This is a genomic window from Streptomyces chengmaiensis (genome assembly GCF_029846775.1).
Lineage (GTDB): Bacteria > Actinomycetota > Actinomycetes > Streptomycetales > Streptomycetaceae > Streptomyces > Streptomyces chengmaiensis.
This window is the reverse complement of sequence record NZ_JARWBG010000028.1, coordinates 29,481-54,346: the sequence shown is the minus strand read 5'-3', so window position 1 is coordinate 54,346 and position 24,866 is coordinate 29,481. Positions and strand designations below refer to the sequence as shown.

Annotated in this window: 18 protein-coding genes and 2 tRNA genes; 11 read left to right on the top strand and 9 right to left on the bottom strand. The window is 70.3% G+C overall.

The window, feature by feature from the left end; genetic code table 11:
- Nucleotides 1-69: 69 nt before the first annotated feature.
- The 3 genes from pepN (QCN29_RS22690) to QCN29_RS22680 form a co-directional block, all read right to left on the bottom strand.
- Nucleotides 70-2,676 (bottom strand): aminopeptidase N, encoded by a 2,607-nt coding sequence (gene pepN, locus QCN29_RS22690; protein ID WP_279930411.1) that lies wholly within the window; start codon nucleotides 2,674-2,676, stop codon nucleotides 70-72.
- Nucleotides 2,677-2,882: 206 nt separating this feature from the next.
- Complete coding sequence (locus tag QCN29_RS22685; protein ID WP_279930409.1) at nucleotides 2,883-3,908, bottom strand: aspartate-semialdehyde dehydrogenase; 1,026 nt, start codon at nucleotides 3,906-3,908, stop codon at nucleotides 2,883-2,885.
- A 225-nt stretch (nucleotides 3,909-4,133) separates the two neighbouring features.
- The gene (locus QCN29_RS22680; RefSeq protein WP_279930408.1) at nucleotides 4,134-7,499 is read right to left on the bottom strand and encodes a S8 family serine peptidase; all 3,366 of its coding nucleotides are present in this window, start codon (nucleotides 7,497-7,499) and stop codon (nucleotides 4,134-4,136) included.
- Between the two features lie 215 nt (nucleotides 7,500-7,714).
- On the opposite strand from QCN29_RS22680, the gene QCN29_RS22675 reads away from it, so the two are divergent.
- The gene (locus tag QCN29_RS22675) at nucleotides 7,715-8,167 is read left to right on the top strand and encodes an NUDIX hydrolase (protein ID WP_240138674.1); all 453 of its coding nucleotides are present in this window, start codon (nucleotides 7,715-7,717) and stop codon (nucleotides 8,165-8,167) included.
- Nucleotides 8,168-8,174: 7 nt separating this feature from the next.
- On the opposite strand, the gene QCN29_RS22670 is transcribed toward QCN29_RS22675, so the two are convergent.
- Nucleotides 8,175-9,176 (bottom strand): hypothetical protein, encoded by a 1,002-nt coding sequence (locus tag QCN29_RS22670; protein ID WP_279930405.1) that lies wholly within the window; start codon nucleotides 9,174-9,176, stop codon nucleotides 8,175-8,177.
- A gap of 340 nt (nucleotides 9,177-9,516) precedes the next feature.
- Nucleotides 9,517-12,099 (bottom strand): aminopeptidase N, encoded by a 2,583-nt coding sequence (gene pepN, locus QCN29_RS22665; protein ID WP_279930404.1) that lies wholly within the window; start codon nucleotides 12,097-12,099, stop codon nucleotides 9,517-9,519.
- Nucleotides 12,100-12,247: 148 nt separating this feature from the next.
- Between pepN (QCN29_RS22665) and QCN29_RS22660 the strand changes: the two genes are divergently transcribed.
- Nucleotides 12,248-12,895 (top strand): mycothiol-dependent nitroreductase Rv2466c family protein, encoded by a 648-nt coding sequence (locus tag QCN29_RS22660; protein WP_279930403.1) that lies wholly within the window; start codon nucleotides 12,248-12,250, stop codon nucleotides 12,893-12,895.
- 183 nt (nucleotides 12,896-13,078) lie between these two features.
- Here the strand turns inward: QCN29_RS22660 and QCN29_RS22655 are convergent, their stop codons facing one another.
- Both QCN29_RS22655 and QCN29_RS22650 read right to left on the bottom strand, forming a co-directional pair.
- Nucleotides 13,079-13,714 (bottom strand): superoxide dismutase, encoded by a 636-nt coding sequence (locus QCN29_RS22655; protein WP_279930402.1) that lies wholly within the window; start codon nucleotides 13,712-13,714, stop codon nucleotides 13,079-13,081.
- 212 nt (nucleotides 13,715-13,926) lie between these two features.
- Nucleotides 13,927-15,375 (bottom strand): amino acid permease, encoded by a 1,449-nt coding sequence (locus tag QCN29_RS22650; RefSeq protein ID WP_279930400.1) that lies wholly within the window; start codon nucleotides 15,373-15,375, stop codon nucleotides 13,927-13,929.
- 482 nt (nucleotides 15,376-15,857) lie between these two features.
- On the opposite strand from QCN29_RS22650, the gene QCN29_RS22645 reads away from it, so the two are divergent.
- The 3 genes from QCN29_RS22645 to QCN29_RS22635 all read left to right on the top strand — a co-directional run bounded on the left by QCN29_RS22645 (nucleotide 15,858) and on the right by QCN29_RS22635 (nucleotide 18,155).
- The gene (locus tag QCN29_RS22645) at nucleotides 15,858-16,448 is read left to right on the top strand and encodes a biotin transporter BioY (protein ID WP_279930398.1); all 591 of its coding nucleotides are present in this window, start codon (nucleotides 15,858-15,860) and stop codon (nucleotides 16,446-16,448) included.
- Nucleotides 16,449-16,860: 412 nt separating this feature from the next.
- Nucleotides 16,861-17,349 carry a ribose-5-phosphate isomerase gene (locus tag QCN29_RS22640; RefSeq protein ID WP_279930396.1) on the top strand — a complete coding sequence of 163 codons (489 nt, stop codon included), beginning with the start codon at nucleotides 16,861-16,863 and terminating at the stop codon, nucleotides 17,347-17,349.
- On the top strand, nucleotides 17,349-18,155 hold the full coding sequence (locus QCN29_RS22635) for an Fpg/Nei family DNA glycosylase (RefSeq protein ID WP_279930395.1): 807 nt from the start codon (nucleotides 17,349-17,351) through the stop codon (nucleotides 18,153-18,155). The genes QCN29_RS22640 and QCN29_RS22635 overlap by 1 nt, the downstream gene beginning before the upstream one ends.
- Nucleotides 18,156-18,355: 200 nt before the next feature.
- Here QCN29_RS22635 and QCN29_RS22630 read toward each other — a convergent pair whose 3' ends face one another.
- The gene (locus QCN29_RS22630) at nucleotides 18,356-19,591 is read right to left on the bottom strand and encodes a GNAT family N-acetyltransferase (RefSeq protein ID WP_279930394.1); all 1,236 of its coding nucleotides are present in this window, start codon (nucleotides 19,589-19,591) and stop codon (nucleotides 18,356-18,358) included.
- A gap of 106 nt (nucleotides 19,592-19,697) precedes the next feature.
- On the opposite strand from QCN29_RS22630, the gene QCN29_RS22625 reads away from it, so the two are divergent.
- Complete coding sequence (locus tag QCN29_RS22625; RefSeq protein WP_240138664.1) at nucleotides 19,698-20,843, top strand: PP2C family protein-serine/threonine phosphatase; 1,146 nt, start codon at nucleotides 19,698-19,700, stop codon at nucleotides 20,841-20,843.
- A 173-nt stretch (nucleotides 20,844-21,016) separates the two neighbouring features.
- Nucleotides 21,017-21,211 carry a hypothetical protein gene (locus QCN29_RS22620; protein WP_240138663.1) on the top strand — a complete coding sequence of 65 codons (195 nt, stop codon included), beginning with the start codon at nucleotides 21,017-21,019 and terminating at the stop codon, nucleotides 21,209-21,211.
- Between the two features lie 50 nt (nucleotides 21,212-21,261).
- Here QCN29_RS22620 and QCN29_RS22615 read toward each other — a convergent pair.
- A tRNA-Gly gene (locus QCN29_RS22615) sits at nucleotides 21,262-21,332 on the bottom strand.
- Between the two features lie 145 nt (nucleotides 21,333-21,477).
- Here QCN29_RS22615 and QCN29_RS22610 point away from each other — a divergent pair.
- From QCN29_RS22610 to QCN29_RS22595, 4 genes are all read left to right on the top strand, one after another.
- A tRNA-Pro gene (locus tag QCN29_RS22610) sits at nucleotides 21,478-21,554 on the top strand.
- A gap of 184 nt (nucleotides 21,555-21,738) precedes the next feature.
- Nucleotides 21,739-23,169 (top strand): trigger factor, encoded by a 1,431-nt coding sequence (gene tig / locus QCN29_RS22605; protein ID WP_279930391.1) that lies wholly within the window; start codon nucleotides 21,739-21,741, stop codon nucleotides 23,167-23,169.
- Between the two features lie 292 nt (nucleotides 23,170-23,461).
- Nucleotides 23,462-24,067, top strand: coding sequence for an ATP-dependent Clp protease proteolytic subunit (locus tag QCN29_RS22600; RefSeq protein ID WP_279930446.1), 606 nt, complete (start codon nucleotides 23,462-23,464; stop codon nucleotides 24,065-24,067).
- A gap of 50 nt (nucleotides 24,068-24,117) precedes the next feature.
- Nucleotides 24,118-24,792: an ATP-dependent Clp protease proteolytic subunit gene (locus QCN29_RS22595; RefSeq protein ID WP_275675214.1), complete on the top strand. Its 675-nt coding sequence runs from the start codon at nucleotides 24,118-24,120 to the stop codon at nucleotides 24,790-24,792.
- The last annotated feature ends 74 nt before the right edge of the window (nucleotides 24,793-24,866 follow it).

The window sequence follows — 24,866 nt, the reverse complement described above, 5'->3', positions numbered from 1 at the left end:
ACCGCAACGCCGAGGGCGCGGAGGGCCGTCCGGCCCTCCGCGCCCCTGAAGCGACGGCAGCGTTCGAGGTCAGGCGGCGGCCGCGTCCGCAGCCTGTGCCTTCAGCGCACGCTCCACGCCCGACCGCGACTCCAGGACGAGCCGCCGCAGGGCCGCGCTCGGTTCGGCTGAATCCAGCCAGGCGTCGGTTGCGTCCAGAGTGTCCTGTGTGATTTGGAGCGTCGGGTACAGACCGACCGCGATCTGCTGGGCGATCTCATGGCTGCGCGTCTCCCACACGCCCTTGACCGCCGCGAAGTACTTCTCGCTGTACGGGGCGAGCAGCTCGCGTTGGTCGCTCTGGAGGAACCCGGAGATCACCGCCTCCTGCATGGCGTTCGGCAGCGTGTCGGACTCCACGACCGACGCCCACGCCTCCGCCTTCGCCTCCTGGGTCGGCCGCGCCGCCCGGGCGGTGGCCGCATGGCGCTCACCGGCGGCCGTCCTGTCCCGCTCGTACTCCGCCGCGATGTGCTCCTCCTCGAAGTCGCCCACCGCTGCCAGCCGCTCCACGAACGCCCAGCGCAGCTCGGCGTCCACTGCGAGGCCCTCGATCGTCTCGGCGCCGTCCAGCAGCGCGCGCAGCAGCTCGGTCTGCTGCGGGGTGCGGGCGGTGGCGGCGAAGGCCCGCGCCCAGGCGAGCTGGTGGTCGCTGCCCGGCTCCGCGGTGCGCAGATGCGCCAGAGTCGCCTCAGTCCACTGCGTCAGCCCCGCCTCGCGCCACTCCGGCGCCGCGTACAGATCGATCGCCAGCTTCACCTGCCGGTGCAGGGACTGCACCACGCCGATGTCTGACTCCTTGGCGATGCCCGACAGCACCAGCGCCAGATAGTCGCGCGCGGCCAGCTCGCCGTCGCGGGTCATGTCCCAGGCGGAGGCCCAGCACAGCGCTCGCGGCAGCGACTCGGTGAAGTCGCCCAGATGCTCTGTGACCGTCTTCAGCGAGACCTCGTCCAGCCGCACCTTGGCGTACGACAGATCGTCGTCGTTGAGCAGGACGATGGCCGGACGCCTGCGGCCGGTCAGCTCGGCCACGGGGGTCAGCTCGCCGTCCACGTCCAGCTCGATCCGGTGGGTGCGCACCAGCCGGCCGGCCTCGTCCAGGTCGTAGCATCCGATCGCGATCCGGTGCGGCCGCAGCAGGGGCTCGCCCTTGGCCCCCGCCGGCAGCGCCGGGGCCTCCTGGCGCACCGCGAAGGACGTGATCACGCCGTCCGGGCCTGCTGTGTCCACTTCGATCTCGGGTCGCAGGATGTTGATGCCCGCGGTCTCCAGCCACGCCTTCGACCATGCCTTCAGATCACGGCCGCTGGTCTCCTCCAGCGCGCCGAGCAGATCGGACAGCCGGGTGTTGCCGAAGGCGTGGCGCTTGAAGTAGGCCTGTACGCCCCGGAAGAACTCTTCCATCCCCACATACGCCACCAGCTGCTTGAGCACGGATGCGCCCTTGGCGTAGGTGATGCCGTCAAAGTTGACCAGCACATCGTCCAGGTCGCGGATCTCGGCCATGATCGGGTGCGTGGACGGCAGCTGGTCCTGCCGGTACGCCCAGGTCTTCATCGAGTTCGCGAAGGTCGTCCAGGCGTGCGGCCACTTGGAGCCCGGCGCGTACGCCTGGCAGGCGATGGAGGTGAAGGTGGCGAACGACTCGTTCAGCCAGAGGTCGTTCCACCACTCCATGGTGACCAGATCGCCGAACCACATATGGGCCAGCTCGTGCAGGATGGTCTCCGCCCGCACCTCGTACGCCGCGTCCGTCACCTTCGAGCGGAAGACGTACTGGTCGCGGATGGTCACCGCGCCCGCGTTCTCCATCGCACCCGCGTTGAACTCCGGCACGAAGAGCTGGTCGTACTTGGCGAACGGGTACGGGTAGTCGAACTTCTCCTGGAACCAGTCGAAGCCCTGCCGGGTGACCTCGAAGATCGCCTCCGCGTCCAGGAACTCGGCCAGCGACGGCCGGCAGTACACCCCGAGCGGCACGACCCGGCCGTCCTTCTCGTAGGTGCTGTGCACCGAGTGGTACGGACCCACGATGAGCGCCGTGACATAGGTGGACATCCGGGGCGTGGGCTCAAACCGCCACTCATTGTCCTCGGGCTTGGGCGTCGGGGAGTTCGAGATCACCGTCCAGCCCTCCGGGGCCTTCACGGTGAACTGGAACGTCGCCTTCAGATCCGGCTGCTCGAAGCTGGCGAACACCCGGCGCGCGTCCGGCACCTCGAACTGCGTGTACAGATACGCCTGCTCGTCCACCGGGTCGACGAACCGGTGCAGGCCTTCACCGGTGTTGGTGTACGCGCAGTCGGCGACGACCTTCAGCTCGTTGCGGCCCTCGCGCAGATGCTTCAGCGCGATCCGGGAGTCCCGGAAGACGGCGGCCACATCCAGCGCCTTGCCGTTCAGCTCCACCTGGTGCACGGCCGGGGCCACCAGATCGATGAAGGTCTCCGCACCGTCCTCGGCGCAGTCGAAGCGCACCCGGGTCACGGACCGGTAGGCGCCTTCCCCTTGCTCCGCCGGGGAGGCCCCGCTCCCCTGCGCGCCGCTGAGGTCCAGGTCGATCTCGTACGAGTCGACGGTGAGCAGCTCCGCCCGCCGCTGCGCCTCTTCACGGGTCAGATTTGTGCCAGGCACCCGGTCATCTCCTCGTTCTGTGACGTTTGGGTCATCCTTCCACGGCACGGTTCCGCGACGCGCGCGGGATTTGCGGGACCGGGACGCCGTCGGCCGCCTCCGGAGGATCCGGAGGCGGCCGACGCGGGGAGTGAGGCCGTCAGGGCGGGCCCAGGCCTACAGCCGACGGCGCCCGGTCTGCCCGTGGGCGATGCGAGCCACAGAAATCAGGCCAGCTCCTGTGCGACGAGCTCCGCGATCTGGACCGCGTTCAGCGCGGCGCCCTTGCGGAGGTTGTCGTTGGAGAGGAACAGCGCAAGGCCGTTCTCCACCGTCTCGTCCACCCGGATGCGGCCCACGTACGACGCGTCCCTGCCGGCTGCCTGCAGCGGGGTGGGGATCTCCGAGAGCTCCACGCCGTCGGCGACCTTCAGCAGCTCATGGGCGCGCTCGACGCTGATCGGACGCTCGAAGCGGGCGTTGACCTGGAGCGAGTGGCCGGAGAAGACCGGGACGCGGACACAGGTGCCGGAGACCTTGAGGTCCGGGATCTCCAGGATCTTGCGGGACTCGTGGCGGAGCTTCTGCTCCTCGTCCGTCTCGAAGGAGCCGTCGTCGACGACGCTGCCCGCGAGCGGCAGCACATTGAAGGCGATGGGGCGCTTGTAGACGCCGGGCTCAGGGAAGGAGACCGCCTCGCCGTCGAAAGTCAGCCGGTCGGCCTCGGCGATGACCTCCGACGCCTGCTTGTGCAGCTCGGCGACGCCCGCCAGGCCGGAGCCGGACACGGCCTGGTAGGTGGTGGCGACCATGGCGGTCAGCCCGGCCTCGGCGTGCAGCGGCCGCAGCACGGGCATCGCGGCCATCGTGGTGCAGTTCGGATTGGCGATGATCCCCTTGGGGCGCTCCTTGACCGCGTGCGGGTTGACCTCGGAGACCACGAGGGGGACCTCGGGGTGGCGCCGCCAGGCGGAGGAGTTGTCGATCACGACCGCGCCCTGGGCGGCGACCTTCTCGGCGAGCGCCCTGGAGGTCGCGCCGCCGGCCGAGAACAGCACGATGTCCAGACCCGTGTAGTCGGCAGCGGCCGCGTCCTCGACGGTGATCTGCTGTCCCTGCCAGTCGAGGGCGGTGCCGGCCGACCGGGCCGAGGCGAACAGCCGCAGCCCCTCGACCGGGAACTTCCGCTCGGCGAGGATGCTCCGCATGACTCCGCCCACCTGACCGGTGGCTCCGACGATTCCGACCCTCACGGACGACTCCTTAGTGCTGGTTCCGGCGCTGATCCACTGCCGCTGCGCCTGCCCGGACGTTGTTCCATGATGCGTATGTCCTGACCCGGCTTGTCCAATCCATTGTCCGAGGGGCGGGACGTGTGAGACATCCCATGCGGTTCCGGCACGGGAGGGCCGGGCGTCCGACACGGAAGGGCCGGGCGCTGCGGCAGCACCCGGCCCTCTATGTGAGCTGCGTCACTTCTATGAGGTGATGACCTTCTCGATCACCACGCTGCCCGCGCCCGCGACCGTGCCGCGGCCGTTCAGCAGCTTCACCTCACCGAAGAACTGCCGCCCCTCGGGAGCCTCGCCGACCACCAGCACCTCGGCGCCGACCTGCGCCGAGCCGCCGCTGGCGAGCTTGACGGGGACGCTGGAGTCGACCAGGACGTCGCCGAGCGCCGACGAGAAGAACACATCGCGGTAGTCGTACTCGGTGGTCCCGGCCGGAACCGAGTAGCCGTCGATCACGATGGTGTATGTGCCCGCGGCGGGGTTGGTCAGGCTGACCGACTCCTCCGAGTCGCCGTCGGCGGACTGACCGACGCGCACCCCGTCCTTGTAGACCGTGAGGTCCAGGTCCGCGCCGTTGTCGGAGGGCGAGCCGATGGCCACGTCCAGGCGCTCCACGCCCTCGCCGATGGTGACCGTGGACTCCTTGGACTCGCCGTCCGCGATCGTGGGCCGCTCCACCTTCGCCGAGCCCAGCGAGCCGCCCGCCAGCCTCCCGTCGATCGCGGCGAAGCCGTTGGTCACCTCCCACTCGACGGCGGCCGGGGTGCCGAGCCTCGCCTCGGGCAGGGTCTTGACCGCCGGGTCGAAGTCCGCACCGAGGACGGTGACGTCCAGCTCGTACGGGTTGTTCAGCAGCGGGGACGTACGGCGCGACTCGACCTCGATCTCCCAGACGCCCGGCAGCGGCTCACTGTAGGAGCGCAGGTCGGGGCGGCACTCGTTGGCCGGGTGCTGGTAGTTCGGGTAGCAGAAGATCGTCGAGCTGTCGTCGACCGGCAGACCGTAGGGGTGGATGCCGATGAACCGGGTCTGGGAGCCCTTGGCGAGCCCGCCCAGCGCGACCTCGAGGTTCTTCGCGCCCTCGGGCACGGTCACGAAGTACGACCGGGTGCTGTTGCGCTGCACGGCGCCGGAGGCGGAGAAGGAGTAGTCCGGCTTCGCCAGCTCGTGCGCGACGACGACGGTGGCCAGGATCTGCTTGTCCACGCCCTGGGTGCGGCGGTCGTCGACCTCCAGGATGGCGCTGTGCACGCCGGCCGTCTTGGGCCGGGCCTGCACGGTCACGGTGACCGGCTGGTTCAGCGGCAGCGTGACCTTGCCGCCGCCGGGCAGCCGGAAGGCGCCGTCGTTGTTCTTCCACTTCAGCCTGTGCGCCACGGCCCCGTCGGGGCCGCTGGTGCGGGTGACCGTGATGTCGTACGTACGGCTCTGGCCGGCCTTCAGCCCGCCCTCGCGGTCGTACAGGCCCGTGCCAAAGCCCGGGGTCTCGAGCGCGAAGTCGATCGAGGTGTCCACCGGGGCCTTGACGGTGTACGCGTGGGCGTCCGCGTCCTTCTCGGCGGTCTTCTTGATGACCTTCCACGCGCCCACGATGTTGATCAGGCCCGCGCCCTGCTCATGGGCCTGCACACCGGGGATGTGCTTGGCGGTGCTGGTCAGCGCGGTGCGCAGCCGCGCCGGGGTCAGCTCGATGTTCCTCTGCTCGGCGGCAGACAGCAGCAGCGCGCTCGCGCCCGCGGCCTGCGGAGAGGACATCGAGGTGCCCTGGAGCATCGAGTAGCCGGGCGGGAGCTCATAGCCCGCCTCCTTGACCGGGCCCCCGGGGGTCCAGGTCTGGGTGGTGTTGATCGCCGCGCCGGGCGCGGTCAGCGTCGGGGTGAAGCCGCCGTCCTCGCGCGGCCCGCGGGAGGAGAAGGGCAGCATGGCGTACTTCTTCTGCACTCCGGAGCCGTAGTTGGCGGCCCAGGTCTCCTTGGAGATGGACGCGCCGACCGAGATCACCTTGTCGGCGACCGCCGGGTCGCCGATGGTGTTGAGCCCCGGGCCCTCGTTGCCCGCGGAGATCACCAGCTGGACGCCGTAGACGTCGATGAGCCGGTTGTAGAGCTCGGCGCGGGCGTTGTTGCCGTCGTTGAGCGGGGGGAGTCCGCCGATGGACATGTTGACGATGTCCACGCCGCGGTCGATGACCAGATCGGCCATGCCCTCGGTGAGGGCGACATTGGTGCAGCCTCCGCTCCAGGTGCAGGCGCGCGAGGAGACGATCTTCGCTCCGGGGGCCGCGCCGTTCATCCTGCCGCCGAAGAGGCCGTTGGCCGCGGCGATGCCCGCCACATGCGTGCCGTGCGAGCCCTCGATGACGCCGATGCTGACATAGTCGGCCGTCGCGCCCTCCGCGTTGTAGACGACGTCCTTGCGGACCTCGATCACGAACGGGATGCGTTCGGCGACCGCGGTGGCCGGGTCGTCCTCGCCGAAGTAGCCGACCTGGAAGCCGTTCTTGTACGGCTTCATGACGGCGTCGTCGGTGAAGTCCGCGTTGCCGTTGAGGTCCACGCGGACGGTGCGGGTGCCCGGGTCGTACAGCAGGCCCCACACGTCCGTGGTGTCGCCGTCGCGGTTGAGGTCGCCCGCCATGTCGCCGCCCTTGGTGGCGGCCTCGGCGAAGAGGTTGAACTTGTACTGCCCCGCGGGGGCCCGGTACGTACGCCCGTTCACGCTGAACGTCGGCCCGCTGACATCGCGGCGCATCTGCCGCCAGGTGCCGTCCCCGTCGGTCACGGGGTCGGTCGCGGTCACCCAGTCGACGATCTTCCGCTCGCCCGTCGTCGTCTTCTGCAGCGCCGGGTGGCCCAGGTCCACGCCCGAGTCCAGGATGCCGATGGTCACGCCGCGGCCGTCGGCCTTCGGGTTCTTCTTGACGAAGTCCACCGCACCGGTCTCGAACGACGGGTTGTACGGGTTCTTCGCGGGCGTCTTCCTGCCCGGCGCCGGGTACTTCCCGCCCTGCGCCTCGGCCGTGCCCACGCCCTGGGCCGTGTCCGCCGCGGGCGTGGGGTCGTCCAGCCGGATCTCGTGCTTGAGGTCGATCCCGTGGACGCTGGAGAGCTTGGCGGCTGCCTTGAGCGCCGCATCGGCCTTCTCCGTCGGCAGTGTGGCCCGCACATAGCCGAGCTTGTCGTACGTCCTGCCGACCGAAGCGCCCGTGACGGCGTCGAGCTGCTCGGCGACCTGCTCCGTCTGCCCGGGGGCGGTGGCCACCATCACGGTGACGCTCTTCTCGCCCTTGGCCTCGGCCTGCGCCAGCAGTTCCTCATCGGCCGAGCCGAGTTTCTCCTTGGCCGGCGCGGCCGGTTTGGCGGCCTTCGCGCCGCCGTTCCCCACGGGATCGTCCGCGACCCCTGCGGCGAACGCGGGCCCGCCGCCCGCGGCGACCAACGCGGTCACCACGGCCGCGGCACCCGCGATCCGGGCCGCACGTCTGCGGCCGCGGCGTCTCTGGCCTGGTATGGAACGCTCCGACGGGGAGCTCTGGGATTGGGGGGTGGTCATCTGCATCCCTGTTTTGTGAGGTCTTACAGAGCTGGAGTCCGGATTCCGGTGCCGGACGACCGCTCAGCCTTTCGCAAGTGACAGGGGTTTGTGGAGGGTTGACGGAGATGCCGGGACGCCATTGGCGTACATCCGCCACCGCGGCCGATACGCCACACGGAACAAAACGGAACGACCGGAGCCGGGTTGTCGGCCCGTACTTCTAACCTCGGCCCATGAAGGTCACCAGGAAGACGCTGCGCGTCGCCGCCTATGCCGTGTGCGTGCGCGACGAGGAGATACTGCTCGCCCGATGGGTGGCGCGGGACGGGAGCAGGCGGTGGACGCTGCCCGGCGGCGGGATGGACGCGGGGGAGGATCCACTGGACACGGTCGTACGCGAGGTGGGGGAGGAGACCGGCTACCGGGCAGAGATGACCGCGCTGCTGGGCGTGCACACCAATCTCGTCCGTCACCGCCGGCGCTTCGGGCGGCACAGGGACTTCCAGGCGCTGCGCCTGGTGTACGAGGGGAGGGTTGCCGGCGGCGAGCTGCGCCCGGAGACGGGCGGGTCCACGGATCTCGCCGCCTGGCATCCGCTGGCCCGGGTGCCGGAGCTGGCACGGGTCGAGGTGGTGGACGTCGGACTCGAGCTGTGGCGCTCCCGGCCGCCGACGGGACGGGTCTGAGGCGCGGTCAGCGGGGGAGCACCACCACATACGAGGCCGGGTCGCGGTCGCAGGAGGCCATCAGCGCCGTACGCACCACGGTCGCCTGCTGCTCCGGCGACTCGCGCAGCTTCTTCGGGGTGATGTGGACGACGGTGATGCCGAGCCGCTCCAGATGTTCCCGCCTGCGGGCGTACTCCGACCACATCGTGTCCTCGTCGTGCCGGGGCGCACGGGTGTCCAGTTCGACGGCGACCGCGTGTTCCGGCCAGTAGGCGTCCACGCCGCCCAGATTCGGGCCGCCCGGCAGCCGGAGGTCCACGTTCCACACCGGGTCGGGAAGGCGCTGGGACCGCACCATCTCGTACAGGCGGTCCTCGGCCAGCGCCCGCCCCTCGGCGAGCAGCGAGTCGACGGCGTCCACCACATGGGGGCGGGTGAGCAGCCGGGCCCGGGTCAGCTCCTTGACCACGGCGGCCGGTTCGCAGCGACCGCCGCGCACCGCCTCGGTGAGCAGCCGGCGCACCGAGTCGCCGTCGGCGAGCTGCGCCACCGCGTCCGCCAGCGCACGCGGCACCGGCGCCACCGGCACGCCGGTGATCTCCTGTGGTCTGGGCAGCGAATGCGCCCGCACCAGCCGGGCGCAGCCGGCCGACCGCAGCCGCCGCGTCCGCGGCACCAGCACATCGACCCGGTCCAGCGACAGCAGCGGCGGCGCCGCCGAGAACCGGTGCAGCGCCAGTGCGGCCAGCCCCGTGATCATCGCCTCGCGGTAGCGGCCGGCGCCCTCCTGCGGCCGCGCCGCGTACAGCAGCGCTCCGTGCAGCCGCTCTTCACTGGTCGGAGGCCCGGAGTGCAGCAGATACACGCCGGGCAGCAACTGCTGCCACGGCCCGCCGTCGCGGCACTGGGCGGCGGCCCGGGCGGCGGAGACACCATGCTCCCGCAGCTGCACGGCCGACAGCACGCGCCGCTGTACATCGGAGAGGTGGCTCAAGGGGAGCGGGGAGAGAGGGGTGTAGTGGTTCATGCGTCGGGGATTCCCGCGTGGGACCGTCGGGCTAACCGCTGTTACACACCCGTCGACATTTGGGGACAACACCGCCCTAAAGTACGTGCGTTCGACTGCCGATCACCCACACCGCCGAACGGGTGACCGTCTCACTGGAAGCGCGTCGGCCCTCGGGAGTCGGGGGTCGCAGCGCCGGGTGGCCGACTGCATGGCTCGTCCGTCGGCGGAGGCTGCCCTCACTTCCCGGGCCCGAGCCGGTCCAGCGGTGCGCGCCCGCACACGATGGACGGCCGAGCCCGCCCGGCAGCCCCGCCGCCGTCCGGCGCGGCCGCCCGGGCCGCGGCGACGCCGCAGGGCGTCAGGCGGCCGTCCGGGACGCCTCCTCGTCGCACGCCTGGGCCAGGCGTGCACGGGCCAGGTCGTCCCGTGCCTCCAGGACCAGACGGCGCAGGGCCGGCGGGGCCGAGGCGTGGGCCGTCAGCCAGGCGTCCGTCGCCGTGAGCGTCGCCTCGTCGTCCTGCAGGCCCGGATACAGCCCGCGCACCACATCCATCCCGATCTGGATGGACCGCTCCGCCCACACCCGTTCGACCGCCTCGAAGTACTTCGATGCGAAGGGGGCGAGGAGTTCCCGCTGCCCGGTCTGCACAAAGCCCGAAATCGTGGCCTCCACCAGGGCGTTGGAGAGCTTGTCGGACTCCACGACCTGCGCCCAGGCCTGCTCCTTGACGGCCGCGGACGGGCGGGCGGCCAGACAGCGGACCTGGTGCCGCTTGCCCGAGGCCGTGTCGTCACGGGCCAGCTCCGCGGCGATCGCCTCCTCGGCGGCGACGCCGTGCGCGGCCAGCGGCTCCAGGAAGGACCAGCGCAGTTCCTGGTCCACATCCAGCCCGTCGATCTTCGCCGTGCCCTCGAGAAGCTCCTGGAGCAGCTGCAGATCCGCCGGCGACTCGGCGGCCGAGGCGAAGAACCGCGCCCAGGTGAGCTGGTGCTGGCTGCCCGGCTCGGCGGTCCGCAGCTCCCGCAGTGCGCCCTCGGCGAGCAGCCGGCCGCCCTTCTCGCGCCAGGCGGGCGCGGCGTAGTGGTGCAGCGCGGTCCGCGCCCATGCGTGCAGCATCTGCAGGACGCCGATGTCCGACTCCCGCCCCGCGAACCGCAGCACCATCTCGATGAAGTCCCGCGCGGGCATCAGTGCGTCACGGGTCAGATTCCACAGCGCCGACCAGCACAGTGCCCGCGCCAGGGGGTCCGTGAGGTCGCCCAGACGCTCCCGCAGCGCTGCCAGCGACCCCTTGTCGAAGCGGATCTTGCAGTAGGTCAGATCGTCGTCGTTGACGAGGATCAGCGAGGGCCGATCGATCCCTGCCAGCTCGCCGATCACCGTGCGGGCGCCGGTGACATCCGCCTCGGCGCGCGCGTACCGCACCAGCTTCGAGCCCTCTGTCCGGTACAGCCCGACGGCGACCCGGTGCGGCCGCAGCTCTTCGCCGTCCTGGTGGACGGCCAGCTCGGCGATCCGGCCGTCCTCGTCATAGGTGACGCACGGCGTCAGGGAGTTGACGCCGGAGGTCTCCAGCCAGGACCGTGACCAGGCCTTCATATCGCGCCCGGAGGTCTCCTCCAGCACGGAGAGCAGATCGCCCAACCGGGTGTTGCCATAAGCGTGCCGCTTGAAGTAGCGCCGCGCGCCCTCCAGGAAGGCGTCCCGCCCCGCGTACGCCACGAGCTGCTTGAGCACCGATGCGCCCTTGGCGTAGGTGATCCCGTCGAAGTTCAGCTTGGCGTCCTCCAGATCGCGGATGTCGGCCGTGATCGGATGTGTGGACGGCAGCTGGTCGGCGCGGTACGCCCATGCCTTGCGGTTGTTGGCGAAGGTCACCCATGCATTGCCGAAGCGGGTGGCCTCCGCCAGCGAGAACGAGCCCATGAAGTCCGCGAACGACTCCTTCAGCCACAGGTCGTCCCACCACTGCATGGTGACCAGGTCGCCGAACCACATATGCGCCATCTCGTGCAGGATGACGTTGGCCCGCCGCTCGTAGGACGCCTGTGTCACCTTGCCCCGGAAGACGAACTCCTCCCGGAAGGTCACACAGCCCGGGTTCTCCATCGCGCCGAGGTTGTACTCGGGCACGAACGCCTGGTCGTACTTGCCGAAGGGGTACGGGTAGTCGAAGTGGTCGTGGAAGAAGTCCAGGCCCTGCTTGGTGACCAGGAAGACGTCGTCCGCGTCGAAGTGCCGGGCCAGGCCCTTGCGGCACATCGCACCCAGCGGGATCTCCAGTGTGGAGCCGTCGCCCAGCTCGCGCCGGTAGACATCCGTCTCATAGTGGTACGGGCCGGCCACGACCGCCGTGATGTAGGTGGAGATCGGCTCTGTCTCGGCGAACCGCCGGGTCAGGCCGTCGCGCGCCTCCTCCGCGCCGTTGCTCCACACCGTCCATCCGTCCGGCGCGGTCACCTGGAAGCGGAAGGGGGCCTTCAGATCCGGCTGCTCGAAGTTGGCGAACACCCGGCGGGCATCGGCCGGCTCGTACTGCGTATAGAGGTAGACCTCGCCGTCCTCCGGGTCCACAAAGCGGTGCAGCCCCTCGCCCGTCCTGCTGTAGGCGCACTGAGCGTCCACGACCAGCACGTTCTCCTCGGCGAGGCCCTCCAGGGCGATCCGGGCGCCGTCGAAGGCCTTGGCCGGGTCGAGCTCGCGGCCGTTCAGCGTCACCGAGGTGACGGAGGGGGCGAGCAGGTCAACGAAGGTGGCCGCACCCGGCCGGGCGGACCGGAACCGGATCGTCGTCACCGAGCGGAACGTACGCGGCCCGGTGCCCTGGGGCGACGCCTCCCCGACCGCCGACCGCACGTCGAGGGCCACCTCGTACCCCTCGACGGACAGCAGCTCGGCCCGCTCGCGGGCTTCGTCGCGGGACAGATTCTCACCGGGCACGGGCACTCCTTCGCAGCACGTCGTGAACAGCACCGATCCTCCCATGCGGTCCTGGCAGGCGGTATCGGGGAATCCCCTGGCGCCCCCCTGACGTTCCCCTGCACGACGACGTCCGAAGAGGCCCCTACGGGTCCTGAAGAGGAGAGACATGTCCGACAACGCCGCACCCGGCAAGACTCCGGTCGACTTCTGGTTCGACCCCCTGTGCCCCTGGGCCTGGATGACCTCGCGCTGGATGCTGGAAGTGGAGAAGGTCCGGGACGTCGAGGTCCGCTGGCATGTGATGAGCCTCGCGGTCCTGAACGAGAACAAGCTCGACGAGCTCCCCGAGGAGTACCGCGAGATGCTCGCCACCCAGGCGTGGGGCCCGGTGCGCGTGGTGACGGCCGCCTGGCAGAAGTACGGAGACGAGGTGCTCGGCCGCCTCTACACCGCGATGGGCGCCCGCTTCCACGACCGCGGCGAGGGTGCGACACGCGAGGCGACCGCCGCCGCCCTCGAGGACGCGGGCCTGCCGGCCGAGCTGATCGAGTACGCGGACTCCGACGCGTACGACGCCGAGCTGCGCGCCTCCCACAAGGAGGGCATCGACAAGGTCGGCCAGGACGTCGGCACCCCGGTCATCGCGGTCCCCGGCCCGGACGGCGGGCAGATCGCCTTCTTCGGCCCCGTCGTCACCCCCGCTCCCAAGGGCGAGGAGGCGGCCAGGCTCTGGGACGGCACGCTGATGGTCGCCTCGATCCCCGGCTTCTACGAGATCAAGCGCACCCGCACAGCTCCCCCGATCTTCGACTGAACCGCCCGAAGCCCCGCGCGCCCCGCGCGCACCCAGCGCACCCCGCGTGCCCCGCACGTAGAAGGACCCTCGCGAGTCCTGTCCTCGCGAGGGTCCTTCGTCATTCCGCCTGCCGCGTGAAGGGTGAGAAGACGATCACGAGCAGGGCGGCTGTGCCGCGCCCCGAGGGCGGGGCGCGGCCGGTCACGGGGCGATCAGCGGGGTGCGCTCCTTGGCCCGGGCGTAGCGCTTGGCGACGTCCTGCCAGTTGACGACCCGCCACATGGCCTCGATGAAGTCCACCTTCTGGTTCTTGTACTGCAGGTAGAAGGCGTGCTCCCAGGCGTCGAAGACCAGGATCGGCACCGAGCCCTGGCCGACGTTGCCCTGGTGGTCGTAGACCTGCTCGACGATCAGCCGGCCGCTGACCGGCTCATAGGCCAGCACGCCCCAGCCCGAGCCCTGCGTGGTGGCCGACGCCTTGGTCAGCTGGGCCTTGAACTTGGCGAAGGAGCCGAACGACTCGGCGATCGCGCCGGCCAGCTCGCCCACGCCGTCCTTCTCCAGCGGCTCGCCGCCGCCGTCGCCCGCCATGTTGTTCCAGTAGATGGAGTGGAGGATGTGGCCGGAGAGGTGGAACGCAAGGTTCTTCTCAAGACCGTTGATCGCCCCCCAGGCCTCCTTGTCGCGGGCCTCCTCGAGCTGTTCGAGGGTGTCGTTGGCGCCTTTGACATAGGCGGCGTGGTGCTTGTCGTGGTGCAGCTCGACGATCTGGGGGTCGATGACCGGCTCCAGCGCCGTGTAGTCGTACGGAAGTTCAGGAAGCGTGTAAACAGCCATGTCGTCGGTCCCTCCGGATTCTGCACCCAACCGCTTATTGCAACCAATATGCAGATGCAGGTTATCAGCAGTAAGAGTCCGTGTTGATCAGGCGTTGGTCCTGGATCCCGCGTCCGGCGCGGTGCGGGCAGGGGTGCGGACAGAGCCACGGGCATGCGAAACCCCCCGGGCCGCTCGGCCCGGGGGGTTTCCGGTGGCGCTCTGAGGTCGGCTCAGTCCGTCTGTGTGCCGACCGCGGCGGTCTCCCGCTCCGGCTGCCGGGACTCACGCGCCTTCTGCCACACATAGCCCGCGATCGCCAGCGCCAGCGTCAGCCCGCCGGTCCCCAGCAGCTGCGTCCGGGTGTCGGCCTCGCGCGCCATCAGGACGAACACCACGGCCATGCCGATCAGCGCCAGCACGGTGACATAGGGGTAGGCCCACATCTTCACGACCAGCTTCTCCGGGGCCTCCCGTTCCACCCTGCGGCGCAGCACCAGCTGCGAGACGGCGATGAAGATCCAGACGACCAGGATCACCGCGCCGATCATGTTGAGCAGCCAGCGGAAGACGTCGTCGGGACGCCAGTAGCTCAGCAGTACACAGCCGAAGCCGAAGACGGAGGAGAACAGCACTGCGGTACGGGGCACACCGCCCGAGACCCTGCCCAGTGCCTGCGGCCCCTGGCCGCGGGCGACCAGGGAGCAGGCCATCCGCGACGCGCCGTAGATATTGGCGTTCATCGCGGACAGCAGCGCGATCAGCACGACCACGTTCATGATCTGGCCCGCGGCCGGGATGCCCAGATGGTCGAGCGCGGCGACGTACGGGCCCTTCTCGACGATCGCGGGATCGTTCCACGGCACGAGCGTGACGATCACTGCCATGGACCCGATGTAGAACACGGCGATGCGCCACATGGCCGTACGCACCGCCTTGGCCACGCCCTGGACCGGGTGCTCGGACTCCGCCGCGGCGATGGTGACCGTCTCCAGGCCTCCATAGGCGAAGATGGAGGCGAGCAGACCGACGATCAAGCCCTCCGAGCCGTTCGGAAGGAAGCCGCCCGTACCGCTCAGGTTGGCCGCGCCGGGGGCGTCCGTGCCCGGCAGCACGCCGACGATCGCCAGCGCGCCGATGCCGAGGAACAGGGTGATCGCGCCGACCTTGAGGGCCGCGAACCAGAACTCGAACTCGCCGAAGTTCTTCACCGCGGCCAGATTCGTACCGCAGAACACCAGCATGAACAGCGCCACCCAGGCCCACTCCGGCGTGCCCGGCAGCCACGCTGTCATGATCTTGGCGGCGCCGATGCCCTCCAGGCCCACGGCCACACAGAGCAGAAACCAGAACGCCCAGCCTGAGGTGAACCCCGCCCATGGGCCGATCGCCCGCTCGGCGTGCACCGAGAAGGAGCCGGAGGCCGGATTCGCCGCGGACATCTCGCCGAGCATGCGCATCACCAGCATGACCAGCAGGCCGGAGAGCGCATAGGCGATGACGATGGACGGCCCTGCGGCGGCGATGCCCGCGCCGGAGCCGACGAAGAGGCCCGCGCCGATGACGCCGCCGAGGGCGATCATCGACAGATGGCGTTGTTTGAGTCCGTGCGAGAGCGTGGCGTCGGCCTGCGGCTTCTTCTGCCGCTGGTCGACGGACGCGGGCGCAGGGGTCAAAGACATGGACGTGCCCTGTTCAGTAGCTGAGAAGGGGGAGCGGACCAGTCTGAGCACCTGCCCCGCTCACAGGGGGCGCATGTCCGCTATGCGGGCAAGATGCTTACACAAGGTGAAGCGATCCGTACAGTCCTTACTTTCAGCCACCGTCGTGGACCTCCCGGATCGCCGGGACCGGTAGCGCTGTCGCCCCGCCCAGGGGGTGCGCGGCACAGAGTGCATGGTGTTCACAAGTCATTGATCATTGGGGAGAACCTACAGTTTCCCCGAGTCGGGTGAGATTCGCCAAAACGGCCGGCATGCCCCCTCACCTCGATGACGAGCATCACCTGGGGTGCGGGCTTGGGGTGATGGCTTTGTATGAAGTCCATCAAGTGCCCAACAGGCGCTTTGTCGGCGGCTGATGGTGTTCGAGTGAATCCGGGTGGGCTACGGTCGCCGTGTTCCACCCCTTCCTGCCACCCTCAACCCCCCGCGGAGTCTTCCCGATGAGCGCTGCTGCCGCCGCCGTTCCCGTCCGACCCGGAGCCGTCCTCGCCGATCTGCTGCCGGCGTCCCGCGTCCGGGACGCCGCCCTCGTCGTCGGCGGCGCGGCGCTGACCGGCCTCGCGGCCCAGCTCTCCGTCCAGCCTCCGGGCTTCGCGGTGCCGATCACCGGGCAGACGTTCGCCGCCCTGCTGGTCGGCACGGCGCTCGGCGCCCAACGCGGCTTCCTCTCCCTGGGGCTGTATCTGCTGGCCGGCGTCGCCGGAGCGCCGTGGTTCGCGGGCGGGGCGTCCGGCTTCGCCATCCCGTCCCTCGGCTATGTGATCGGCATGGCCCTCGCGGCCGCGGCGGTCGGCGCGCTCGCCCGCCGCGGCGCGGACCGCTCGGTGCTGCGCACGGCGGGCGCGATGGCGCTGGGCTCCGCGATCATCTACGCGGTCGGCGTCCCGTATCTGGCGCTGGCCACGGGGATGTCGCTCACCGAGGCGGTTGCCGCGGGCATGATCCCCTTCCTCGTCGGCGACGCGGTCAAGGCGGGGCTTGCGATGGGGGTGCTTCCTGTGGCCTGGAAACTGCTGGGCCGCCGGGGCTGACCCCTGGGGCTCCGCCCCAGACCCCCTTTCCGGGGGCTCCGCCCCCGGACCCCCGCGCCTCAATCGCCGGCGGGGCTTGTTTGTGCGGGCTTCCGCGCGTCGATCGTCGGCGGGGTGTGTTTGTGCGGGCTTCCGCGCGTCGATCGTCGGCGGGGTGTGTTTGTGCGGGCCCCTGCGCGTCGATCGTCGGCGGGGTGTGTTTGTGCGGGCTTCCGCGCGTCGATCGCTGGCGGGGCGTGTTTGTCCGGTCCCGCGCCTCGATCGCAGGCGGGGCGCGATTGTGCAGCCCCCGCGCGTCGAACGTCGGCGGAGGTGAGGACCGCGACCTCGGGCGGTTGTGATCGCCATTGGTACGGACCTTGCCGGAGGGGGTGGTCCGTGCTCCGGCCGAACTCCGTGCCACACTCGGATCATGCGCGTGTACCTCGGCTCGGACCATGCCGGCTTTGAACTCAAGAACCACCTCGTCGAGTGGCTCAAGGCCCATGGCCACGAGCCCATCGACTGCGGCCCCCACATCTACGACGCCCAGGACGACTACCCGCCGTTCTGCCTGCGTGCCGCGGAGAAGACCGCCGCGGACCCGGAGAGCCTCGGCATCGTGATCGGCGGTTCCGGAAACGGCGAGCAGATCGCCGCGAACAAGGTCAAGGGAGTGCGTGCGGCGCTCGCCTGGAGCGAGCAGACCGCCGCGCTCGGCCGCGAGCACAACAACGCCAACGTCGTCGCCGTCGGCGCCCGGATGCACTCGCTCGACGAGTCCGTCAAGTTCGTGGAGACGTTCCTCAACACCCCGTACTCGGGCGAGGAGCGCCACACCCGGCGCATCGAGATGCTCTCCGCGTACGAGACCAAGGGCGAGCTGCCCCCGATCCCCGCGCACCACCCCCAGCAGCCCTGATGCCCGAAGGGCACACCATCCACCGGCTGGCCGCCGACTACCGGGAACGGTTCGGCGGCCGCCCTGTGCGGGCGAGCAGTCCCCAGGGGAAGTTCGCCGACGCCGCGGCACTGCTCGACGGGGCGGTCCTGACGGACACCGAAGCCCACGGCAAACATCTGTTCCTCGGCTTCGGCGGCGAATGGGTGCACATCCATCTGGGCCTGTTCGGCAAGGTGAACTTCGGCGACGCGCCCGCCCCGCCGCCCGCCGACACGGTGCGGCTTCGGCTCGCCGACCCGCGGTCGTACGTCGACCTGCGCGGGCCCACCTCCTGCGCGCTGCTCACCGACGGTGAGAAGCAGGCGATACACCACCGCCTCGGACCCGACCCGCTGCGCCCCGGCGACGACCCGGACTCCGCCTGGAAGCGGATCTCCCGCTCCCGTACCACCGTTGCCGCCCTGCTCCTGGACCAGAAGGTCGTCGCGGGCGTCGGCAACGTCTACCGCGCCGAAGTCCTCTTCCGGCACGGCATCGACCCCTACCGCGCGGGCAGGGACCTCACCCGCGCCGAGTGGACGGCGATCTGGACGGACCTCGTGGCGCTGATGCGCGAGGGCGTGCGCGAGAACCGCATCGACACGGTGCGCCCCGAGCACACCCCGGAGGCGATGGGCCGCCCGCCCCGAGTCGACGACCACGGCGGCGAGGTCTACGTCTACCGCCGTGCGAACCTCCCCTGCCATATCTGCACCACCCCGGTCCGCACGGCCGAACTGGCCGCCCGCAACCTCTTCTGGTGCCCGTCCTGCCAAAGCCGCTGACGCGGGCGGGATCCGCTCCGCGACGGTCGCCGCCAGGGGCGGCCGGGCCGTCCGCGCGCCGAACCGCAGGCGAGTCGTCTGCGATGCCGACGGCCGCCCCGCGGGTCCGCGGGGGCCGGAGGCGCTCGGCGGGCGGCTGCCGCAGGCCGGGCGCGCCCGCCCGCCGGGACCCGCCGTCACCAGCGCGTCGGCGGCGGGCGTCAGAAGCCGTGCGGCAGCCAGGGCGCCACCTCGCTGCCGAACGCCGAAGACGCCTCCGCCAGTGCCCCCTTCCGCAGCTCCCGCACCCGGCCCGCGGCCGCCAGCGACGTCAGCGGAACCCCGCCCAGATACGCCGCACCCAGCTCACGCACCGTCAGGGACAACTCGGCGGGATCCTCGGTGCGTTCACACGACGCGCCCTTCGCGTCGCCGGTCAGCCGCCAACGCCCCGCGTTCCACGGGCAGAAGTCGTCCGCCACCTCGAACACCGCATCCACCGGGGTGCGGTATGTCCGCGCGCTCAGCGCCGCGCCCACCTCCACCAGCCGCAGATGCAGCGAGTCCCTCACCCGCACCTGGCAGCGCCGGATGTCCGACACCAGATGCTGCCAGGCGTCGTCCACCGGACGGTTGCCGACACGGACCGTCGACGTGAGGTCGATGTCGCACAGGAACCGCCACAGAGCGGCGTACGCGGCCGGGTCCAGCGCCCCCAGATGCTCCAGTACCACCGTGCCGTCGGGGCCGGCGGCATCGGAGGACGGCTTGATGCGGAACAGCGCGTACCCGGCCGTCCGACCGTCGCGCCGTGCCAGGACGCACTGCAGCGGAGAGGCCCCGTCGCGGTCCTGAGGAGGGTCCAGGAAGGGCAGCCGCTCCCAGCCCGGCCGGCGGGCCGGCATGCCCGGACGCCCGGCGACCTCCGCCGCGTACACCGCCTCGCACTCCGCCCGTACCGCCGCGTCCGTCGGCTGCGCCAGCCGCAGCCGCAGCTCCCCGCTCCCGGGCGCCCCCGCCAGCCGCACCCGGTCAGTGTCGATCTCCGCGGACAGCTGCCAGGTCGCGATCCCGTACCCGAACCGCCCGTAGATCGCCGGCTCCGAGGCCGTCAGCACGGCCAGCGGCTCGCCCCACGCCCGCACGTCGTCGAGCTGCCGCCGCATCATCGAGGTCAGCACGCCGCGTCGGCGGTGGGTCGACGCCACACTCACCATCGTCACGCCCGCGGCCGGGACCAGCGACCCGCCGGGCACCGACAGCCGGAACGAGAACGCCCCCGCCGTCCCGATGCAGTCGTCCCCCTCCCACACCCCCAGCGAGCGCTCATGCTCCGTGAGCGCCTGCCACAGTTCGCGCTCCGCGGGCGGTGCGGGCACCCCGCCGAACGCCAGCTCCAGCACGCCGAACCACCGGTCCCACTCGGCCGGGCGCAGTACCCGCAGGTCTCCAGTCATATGCCATGGCTACCAGTCCCCCCGTCCCGACGCGACCCGATTTCGAACGCATTGTCATAGGGGTCCCCCTGCACGTGAGCCGGGCGGGTGGATAGGGTCCACGTCAATGGCACGTGGCCCCGCAGCAGACTCGTACACGGCCCGGACGCGCAGAGCAGTGCACCGGGCCCGCATCGCGCTGCGCAAATCCGGAGTCGACTACTTCAGGGGAGACGGCTCGGACTGGATAGCACTGGCGGGACTGCTCCTTACAATCCCCGTCCTCACCTGGGCGACCGTCGAGGCGCCGGTCTGGTGGTCCCCGGCGGCGCTGGTCCTGCCCATCGTGGCGGGCGGGCTGCTGCTGCGCCCGGCCAGCCTGCTGGGCCTGTACGCGGCCGCCGCGGCCGCGCTGATCGTGGAGTCCGCGATCCTCGGGCCATACACGGAAGGCCCGGCGCGGGTCACTCCGGGCACCGTCCTGGTGGTCGCGGCCTGCGGCTTCTTCGGACTGCTCATCGCCCAGTTCCGGGCCAGGGTCGGGGTGCCCTGGCGGCGCGGCGGCACCATGCTCTTCGACCTGCGCGAACGCATCCGGGTCCAGAGTGCCCTGCCCCGGCTGCCCAGGGGCTGGCACCGCGAGATGGCGCTGCGGCCGGCCGGCGGCCAGTCCTTCTCCGGCGACTTCGTGGTGGCCGCCCGCACCAACGGCGGCCGCACCCTGGAGGTCGTCCTCACCGACGTCTCCGGCAAGGGCATGGACGCCGCCTCCCGCGCCCTGCTGCTGTCCGGCGCGTTCGGCGGACTGCTCGGCTCGCTGCCGCCGCACGGCTTCCTGCCCGCCGCCAACGGCTACCTCCTGCGCCAGGACTGGGACGAGGGCTTCGCGACCTCCGTCCACCTCGTCCTCGACCTCGACTCCGGAGACTACGAGCTGCTCTCGGCCGGCCATCTGCCCGCGCTCCAGCTGCACGCCGGCAGCGGGCGCTGGGAGGAGAAGACCGCGGAGGGCCCGCTGCTCGGCGTCTACGACGGCGCCCAGTTCGACCCGGTCAAGGGCTCCCTGCGCTCCGGCGATGTGCTGATGCTCTTCACCGACGGCCTGGTGGAGGCGAACGACCGCGACATCAGCGAGGGCATGGACCGTCTCACCGGAGAGGCGGACCGCTATGTGGCCGCCAGCTTCCAGGGCGCGGCCTGGCATCTGATCGAGGCGGTTGCCAAGGACGTCAACGACGACCGTGCGCTGCTGCTGATCTGCCGTGAGGGGTGAGCCGGGGGGACTCCCCGGCGGGGGCGGCCGTCAGGAGTGGTGCGGGCCACGCGTCGATGGCACCTCAGCGGGCAGCATGTACAGGGCCGTTGATGGCACGATGGTCCCGGCGGGGGTGTGCTGGGCCGTATGCCCCCAGGCCGGAAGCGGACCGACCGAGGGTGTGATCAGTTGTGGCCATTTCGTTCTCTGTGGTGCTGCTGTTGGCGATCGTCCTCGTGGTGTTGATCCGCGGCGGCTCGCTCAAGGCGGGACCTGCCGTCGTCGCGGCCCTCTTCGGCTTCTTCCTCGCCTCGACGGGCATGGCCCCGTCCATCCAGCGGTTCCTCGACTCGATAGCGGCCACGATCAACGGCATCAGCTTCTGAAAAGGCTCTGCCCGGATCCGCGACCGCGGACCCGGGCAGAGCCTCATGAGAGCGGGCGACGGGAATCGAACCCGCGTAGCTAGTTTGGAAGACTAGGGCTCTACCATTGAGCTACGCCCGCATACGCCGCACCACGGCACGGGTCGCGTGAGGTCACGCGGGCCGCGGCGAGCAAGAGCATCGTAGCGGGTCCCGGGCCGTGGGCGCACACCCCGTTAAACGAGCAGGACAACCGCCGTCGGGCATGTACCCTACGTTCGCACCAACGGGGTGTGGCGCAGCTTGGTAGCGCGTCCGCTTTGGGAGCGGAAGGCCGTGGGTTCAAATCCCGCCACCCCGACCACTTGCCTCAGGCGCTGACCAAGATCACGTTGTGGGGGCCGTCCTGCTTGCGGTTACTATGCAAGCTGCGTGCCCGTGTGTCTCATAAGGTCTCTCAGACCGGGTGTACCGGGCCGACCGGCTGGACCGCCGACCAAGCGGGACCAGCGGAATCTCAGAGAATCAGCCACCAAGGAGACCGAACCGTGAAGAGCGCCGTGGAGACCCTGAACCCGACTCGGGTTCGGCTCACTGTCGAGGTGCCCTTCGAGGAGCTCAAGGCCAGCCTCGACGCGGCGTACAAGAAGATCAACCAGCAGGTCACGGTCAAGGGCTTCCGCAAGGGCAAGGTCCCGGCCCGTGTGATCGACCAGCGGTTCGGACGCGGTGCCGTCCTGGAAGAGGCCGTCAACGACGCGCTGCCGAAGTTCTACACCGAGGCGGTCAACGAGGCCGAGGTGAACCCGCTCGGCCAGCCCGAGGTCGACATCACCGAGCTGAAGGACGGCGAGCTGCTGGCCTTCACCGCCGAGGTCGACATCCGCCCGGTCATCGAGATCCCGGACTACTCCGGCATCGAGGTCACCGTGGACGCCGTCGAGGTCACCGACGAGGACGTCGAGAAGTCCGTCGAGCAGCTGCGTGAGCGCTTCGCCTCCACCAACCCGGTCGAGCGCGCCGCCGCCGAGGGCGACGTCGTCACCGTCGACCTCGAGGCCAAGGTCGACGGCGAGGTCCTCGCCGACGGCAAGGCCGACGGCGTGCAGTACACCATCGGCTCCGGCGAGCTGCTCGACGGCATCGACGAGGCCGTGACCGGCCTGGAGGCCGGCGGCGAGGCCACCTTCACCTCCACCCTCAAGGGCGGCTCCGCCGAGGGCAAGGAGGCGGAGGTCACCGTCAAGGTCACCGCCGTCGCCGCGCGTGAGCTGCCCGAGCTGGACGACGACTTCGCCCAGATGGCGAGCGAGTTCGACACCCTCGAGGAGCTCAAGGCCGACAGCCGCAAGCGCCTGGCGAACATGAAGCAGTACGACCAGGCCACCCAGGCCCAGGAGCGCGTCCTGGACGAGCTGCTGAAGCTGGCCGAGGTGCCGATCCCCGAGAAGCTCCTCGAGGACGAGGTGCGCACCCGCAAGCACAACCTGGAGCACCACCAGCTCGGCCAGATGGGCCTCGACCTCGCCAAGTACCTGGAGATCCAGGGCAAGAGCGAGGAGGAGTTCGACGCCGAGACCCGCGAGCAGGCGGTCAAGGGCATCAAGACCCAGTTCATCCTCGACGAGCTGGTCTCCACGGAGAAGCTGAACGTCAACCAGGAGGAGCTCACCGAGCACCTCATGCGGCGTGCGGCCTCCTCCGGCATGAGCCCCGACCAGTTCGCCCAGGCCGTCGTGGAGAACAACCAGGTGCCGGTGCTCGTCGGCGAGGTCGCCCGCGGCAAGGCGCTGGCGGTGGTGGTCGAGGCCGCCAAGGTCCTCGACACCAACGGCGAGGTCGTCGACCTCGAGGACGAGGAGGAGACCGAGGCCGCCGCCGAGACGGTCGAGGCCGTCGTCGAGGGCGAGGGCGAGAGCGCCGACGCCGAGCAGGCCGAGGAGAAGCAGGCCGAGAAGGCCGACAAGCCCGAGGCCTGATCCCCCCGGGCCCTTCCCGAGCCCTGTGTGGACCCTTGTGCGGGCCCCGGACGCGTCGCGTCCGGGGCCCGCGGGCATCCGGACACCATGCGCATCTCGTATCCCGCACGCACCACGGTTCCCGGACGTACCTTGCGCTCCGAGCGAACAGTTCGGGAACCGGGATGGCGTTGTCCTACCTGCGCGTTAGGGTCCATGAATACGAGGGCAGGTCAGTAGCCGCCCCCAGTGCCAAGACGCGTGAGACGGCCGGAGCCGTCAGAGACGAGCAGGTGGATACGTGACGAATCTGATGCCTTACGCCGCGGGTGAGCCGTCCATCGGTGGCGGCCTCGGCGACCATGTGTACAACCGGCTGCTCGGCGAGCGGATCATCTTCCTCGGCCAGCAGGTCGACGACGAGATCGCCAACAAGATCACCGCTCAGATGCTGCTCCTTGCCGCCGACCCGGACAAGGACATCTACCTCTACATCAACAGCCCCGGCGGCTCGGTGACCGCGGGCATGGCGATCTACGACACCATGCAGTACATCCCGAACGACGTGGTGACCATCGGCATGGGCATGGCCGCCTCCATGGGCCAGTTCCTGCTGACGGGCGGCGCCGCGGGCAAGCGCTTCGCGCTGCCCAACACCGACATTCTGATGCACCAGGGCTCCGCCGGCATCGGCGGCACCGCCTCCGACATCAAGATCCAGGCCGAGTACCTGCTGCGCACCAAGAAGCGCATGGCCGAGATCACCGCCCACCACTCCGGCCAGAGCGTGGAGACGATCATCCGCGACGGCGACCGGGACCGCTGGTTCACGTCCGAGGAGGCCAAGGACTACGGCCTCATCGATGAGATCATTTCCGCCGCGTCGGGCGTTCCGGGCGGCGGCGGCACGGGCGCCTGAGTCCGACGGACGGCTCCGCGTTTCCGCCCCTCCCTCTGAGCCCCACCAGGATGGTGAACACCCACATGACTGACTTCTCCGCGAGCGGCCTCTACACCGGCCCGCAGGTGGACAACCGCTATGTCGTCCCGCGCTTCGTCGAGCGCACCTCGCAGGGCGTGCGCGAGTACGACCCGTACGCCAAGCTCTTCGAGGAGCGCGTGATCTTCCTCGGCGTGCAGATCGACGACGCCTCCGCCAACGACGTCATGGCGCAGCTGCTGTGTCTGGAGTCGATGGACCCGGACCGCGACATCTCCGTCTACATCAACAGCCCCGGCGGCTCGTTCACGGCGCTGACCGCGATCTACGACACGATGCAGTTCGTGAAGCCGGACATCCAGACGGTCTGCATGGGCCAGGCGGCCTCCGCCGCGGCCGTGCTGCTGGCCGCCGGCACGCCCGGCAAGCGCATGGCCCTGCCGCACGCACGCGTGCTGATCCACCAGCCGTCCTCGCAGACCGGCCGGGAGCAGCTCTCCGACCTGGAGATCGCCGCCAACGAGATCCTGCGGATGCGCACCCAGCTCGAGGAGATGCTCGCCAAGCACTCCTCCACCGCGCTGGAGAAGATCCGCGACGACATCGAGCGTGACAAGATCCTCACCGCTGAGGACGCGCTCGAGTACGGCCTGATCGACCAGATCGTCTCCACCCGCAAGAGCGCGGCGGCAGCGGCCGCCTGACGAAACCCGCACCCTTGGCGCGGTACACGACAATGTGAACCGCGCCAAGGGGGGCCCGAACGGGGGGCCCGGCA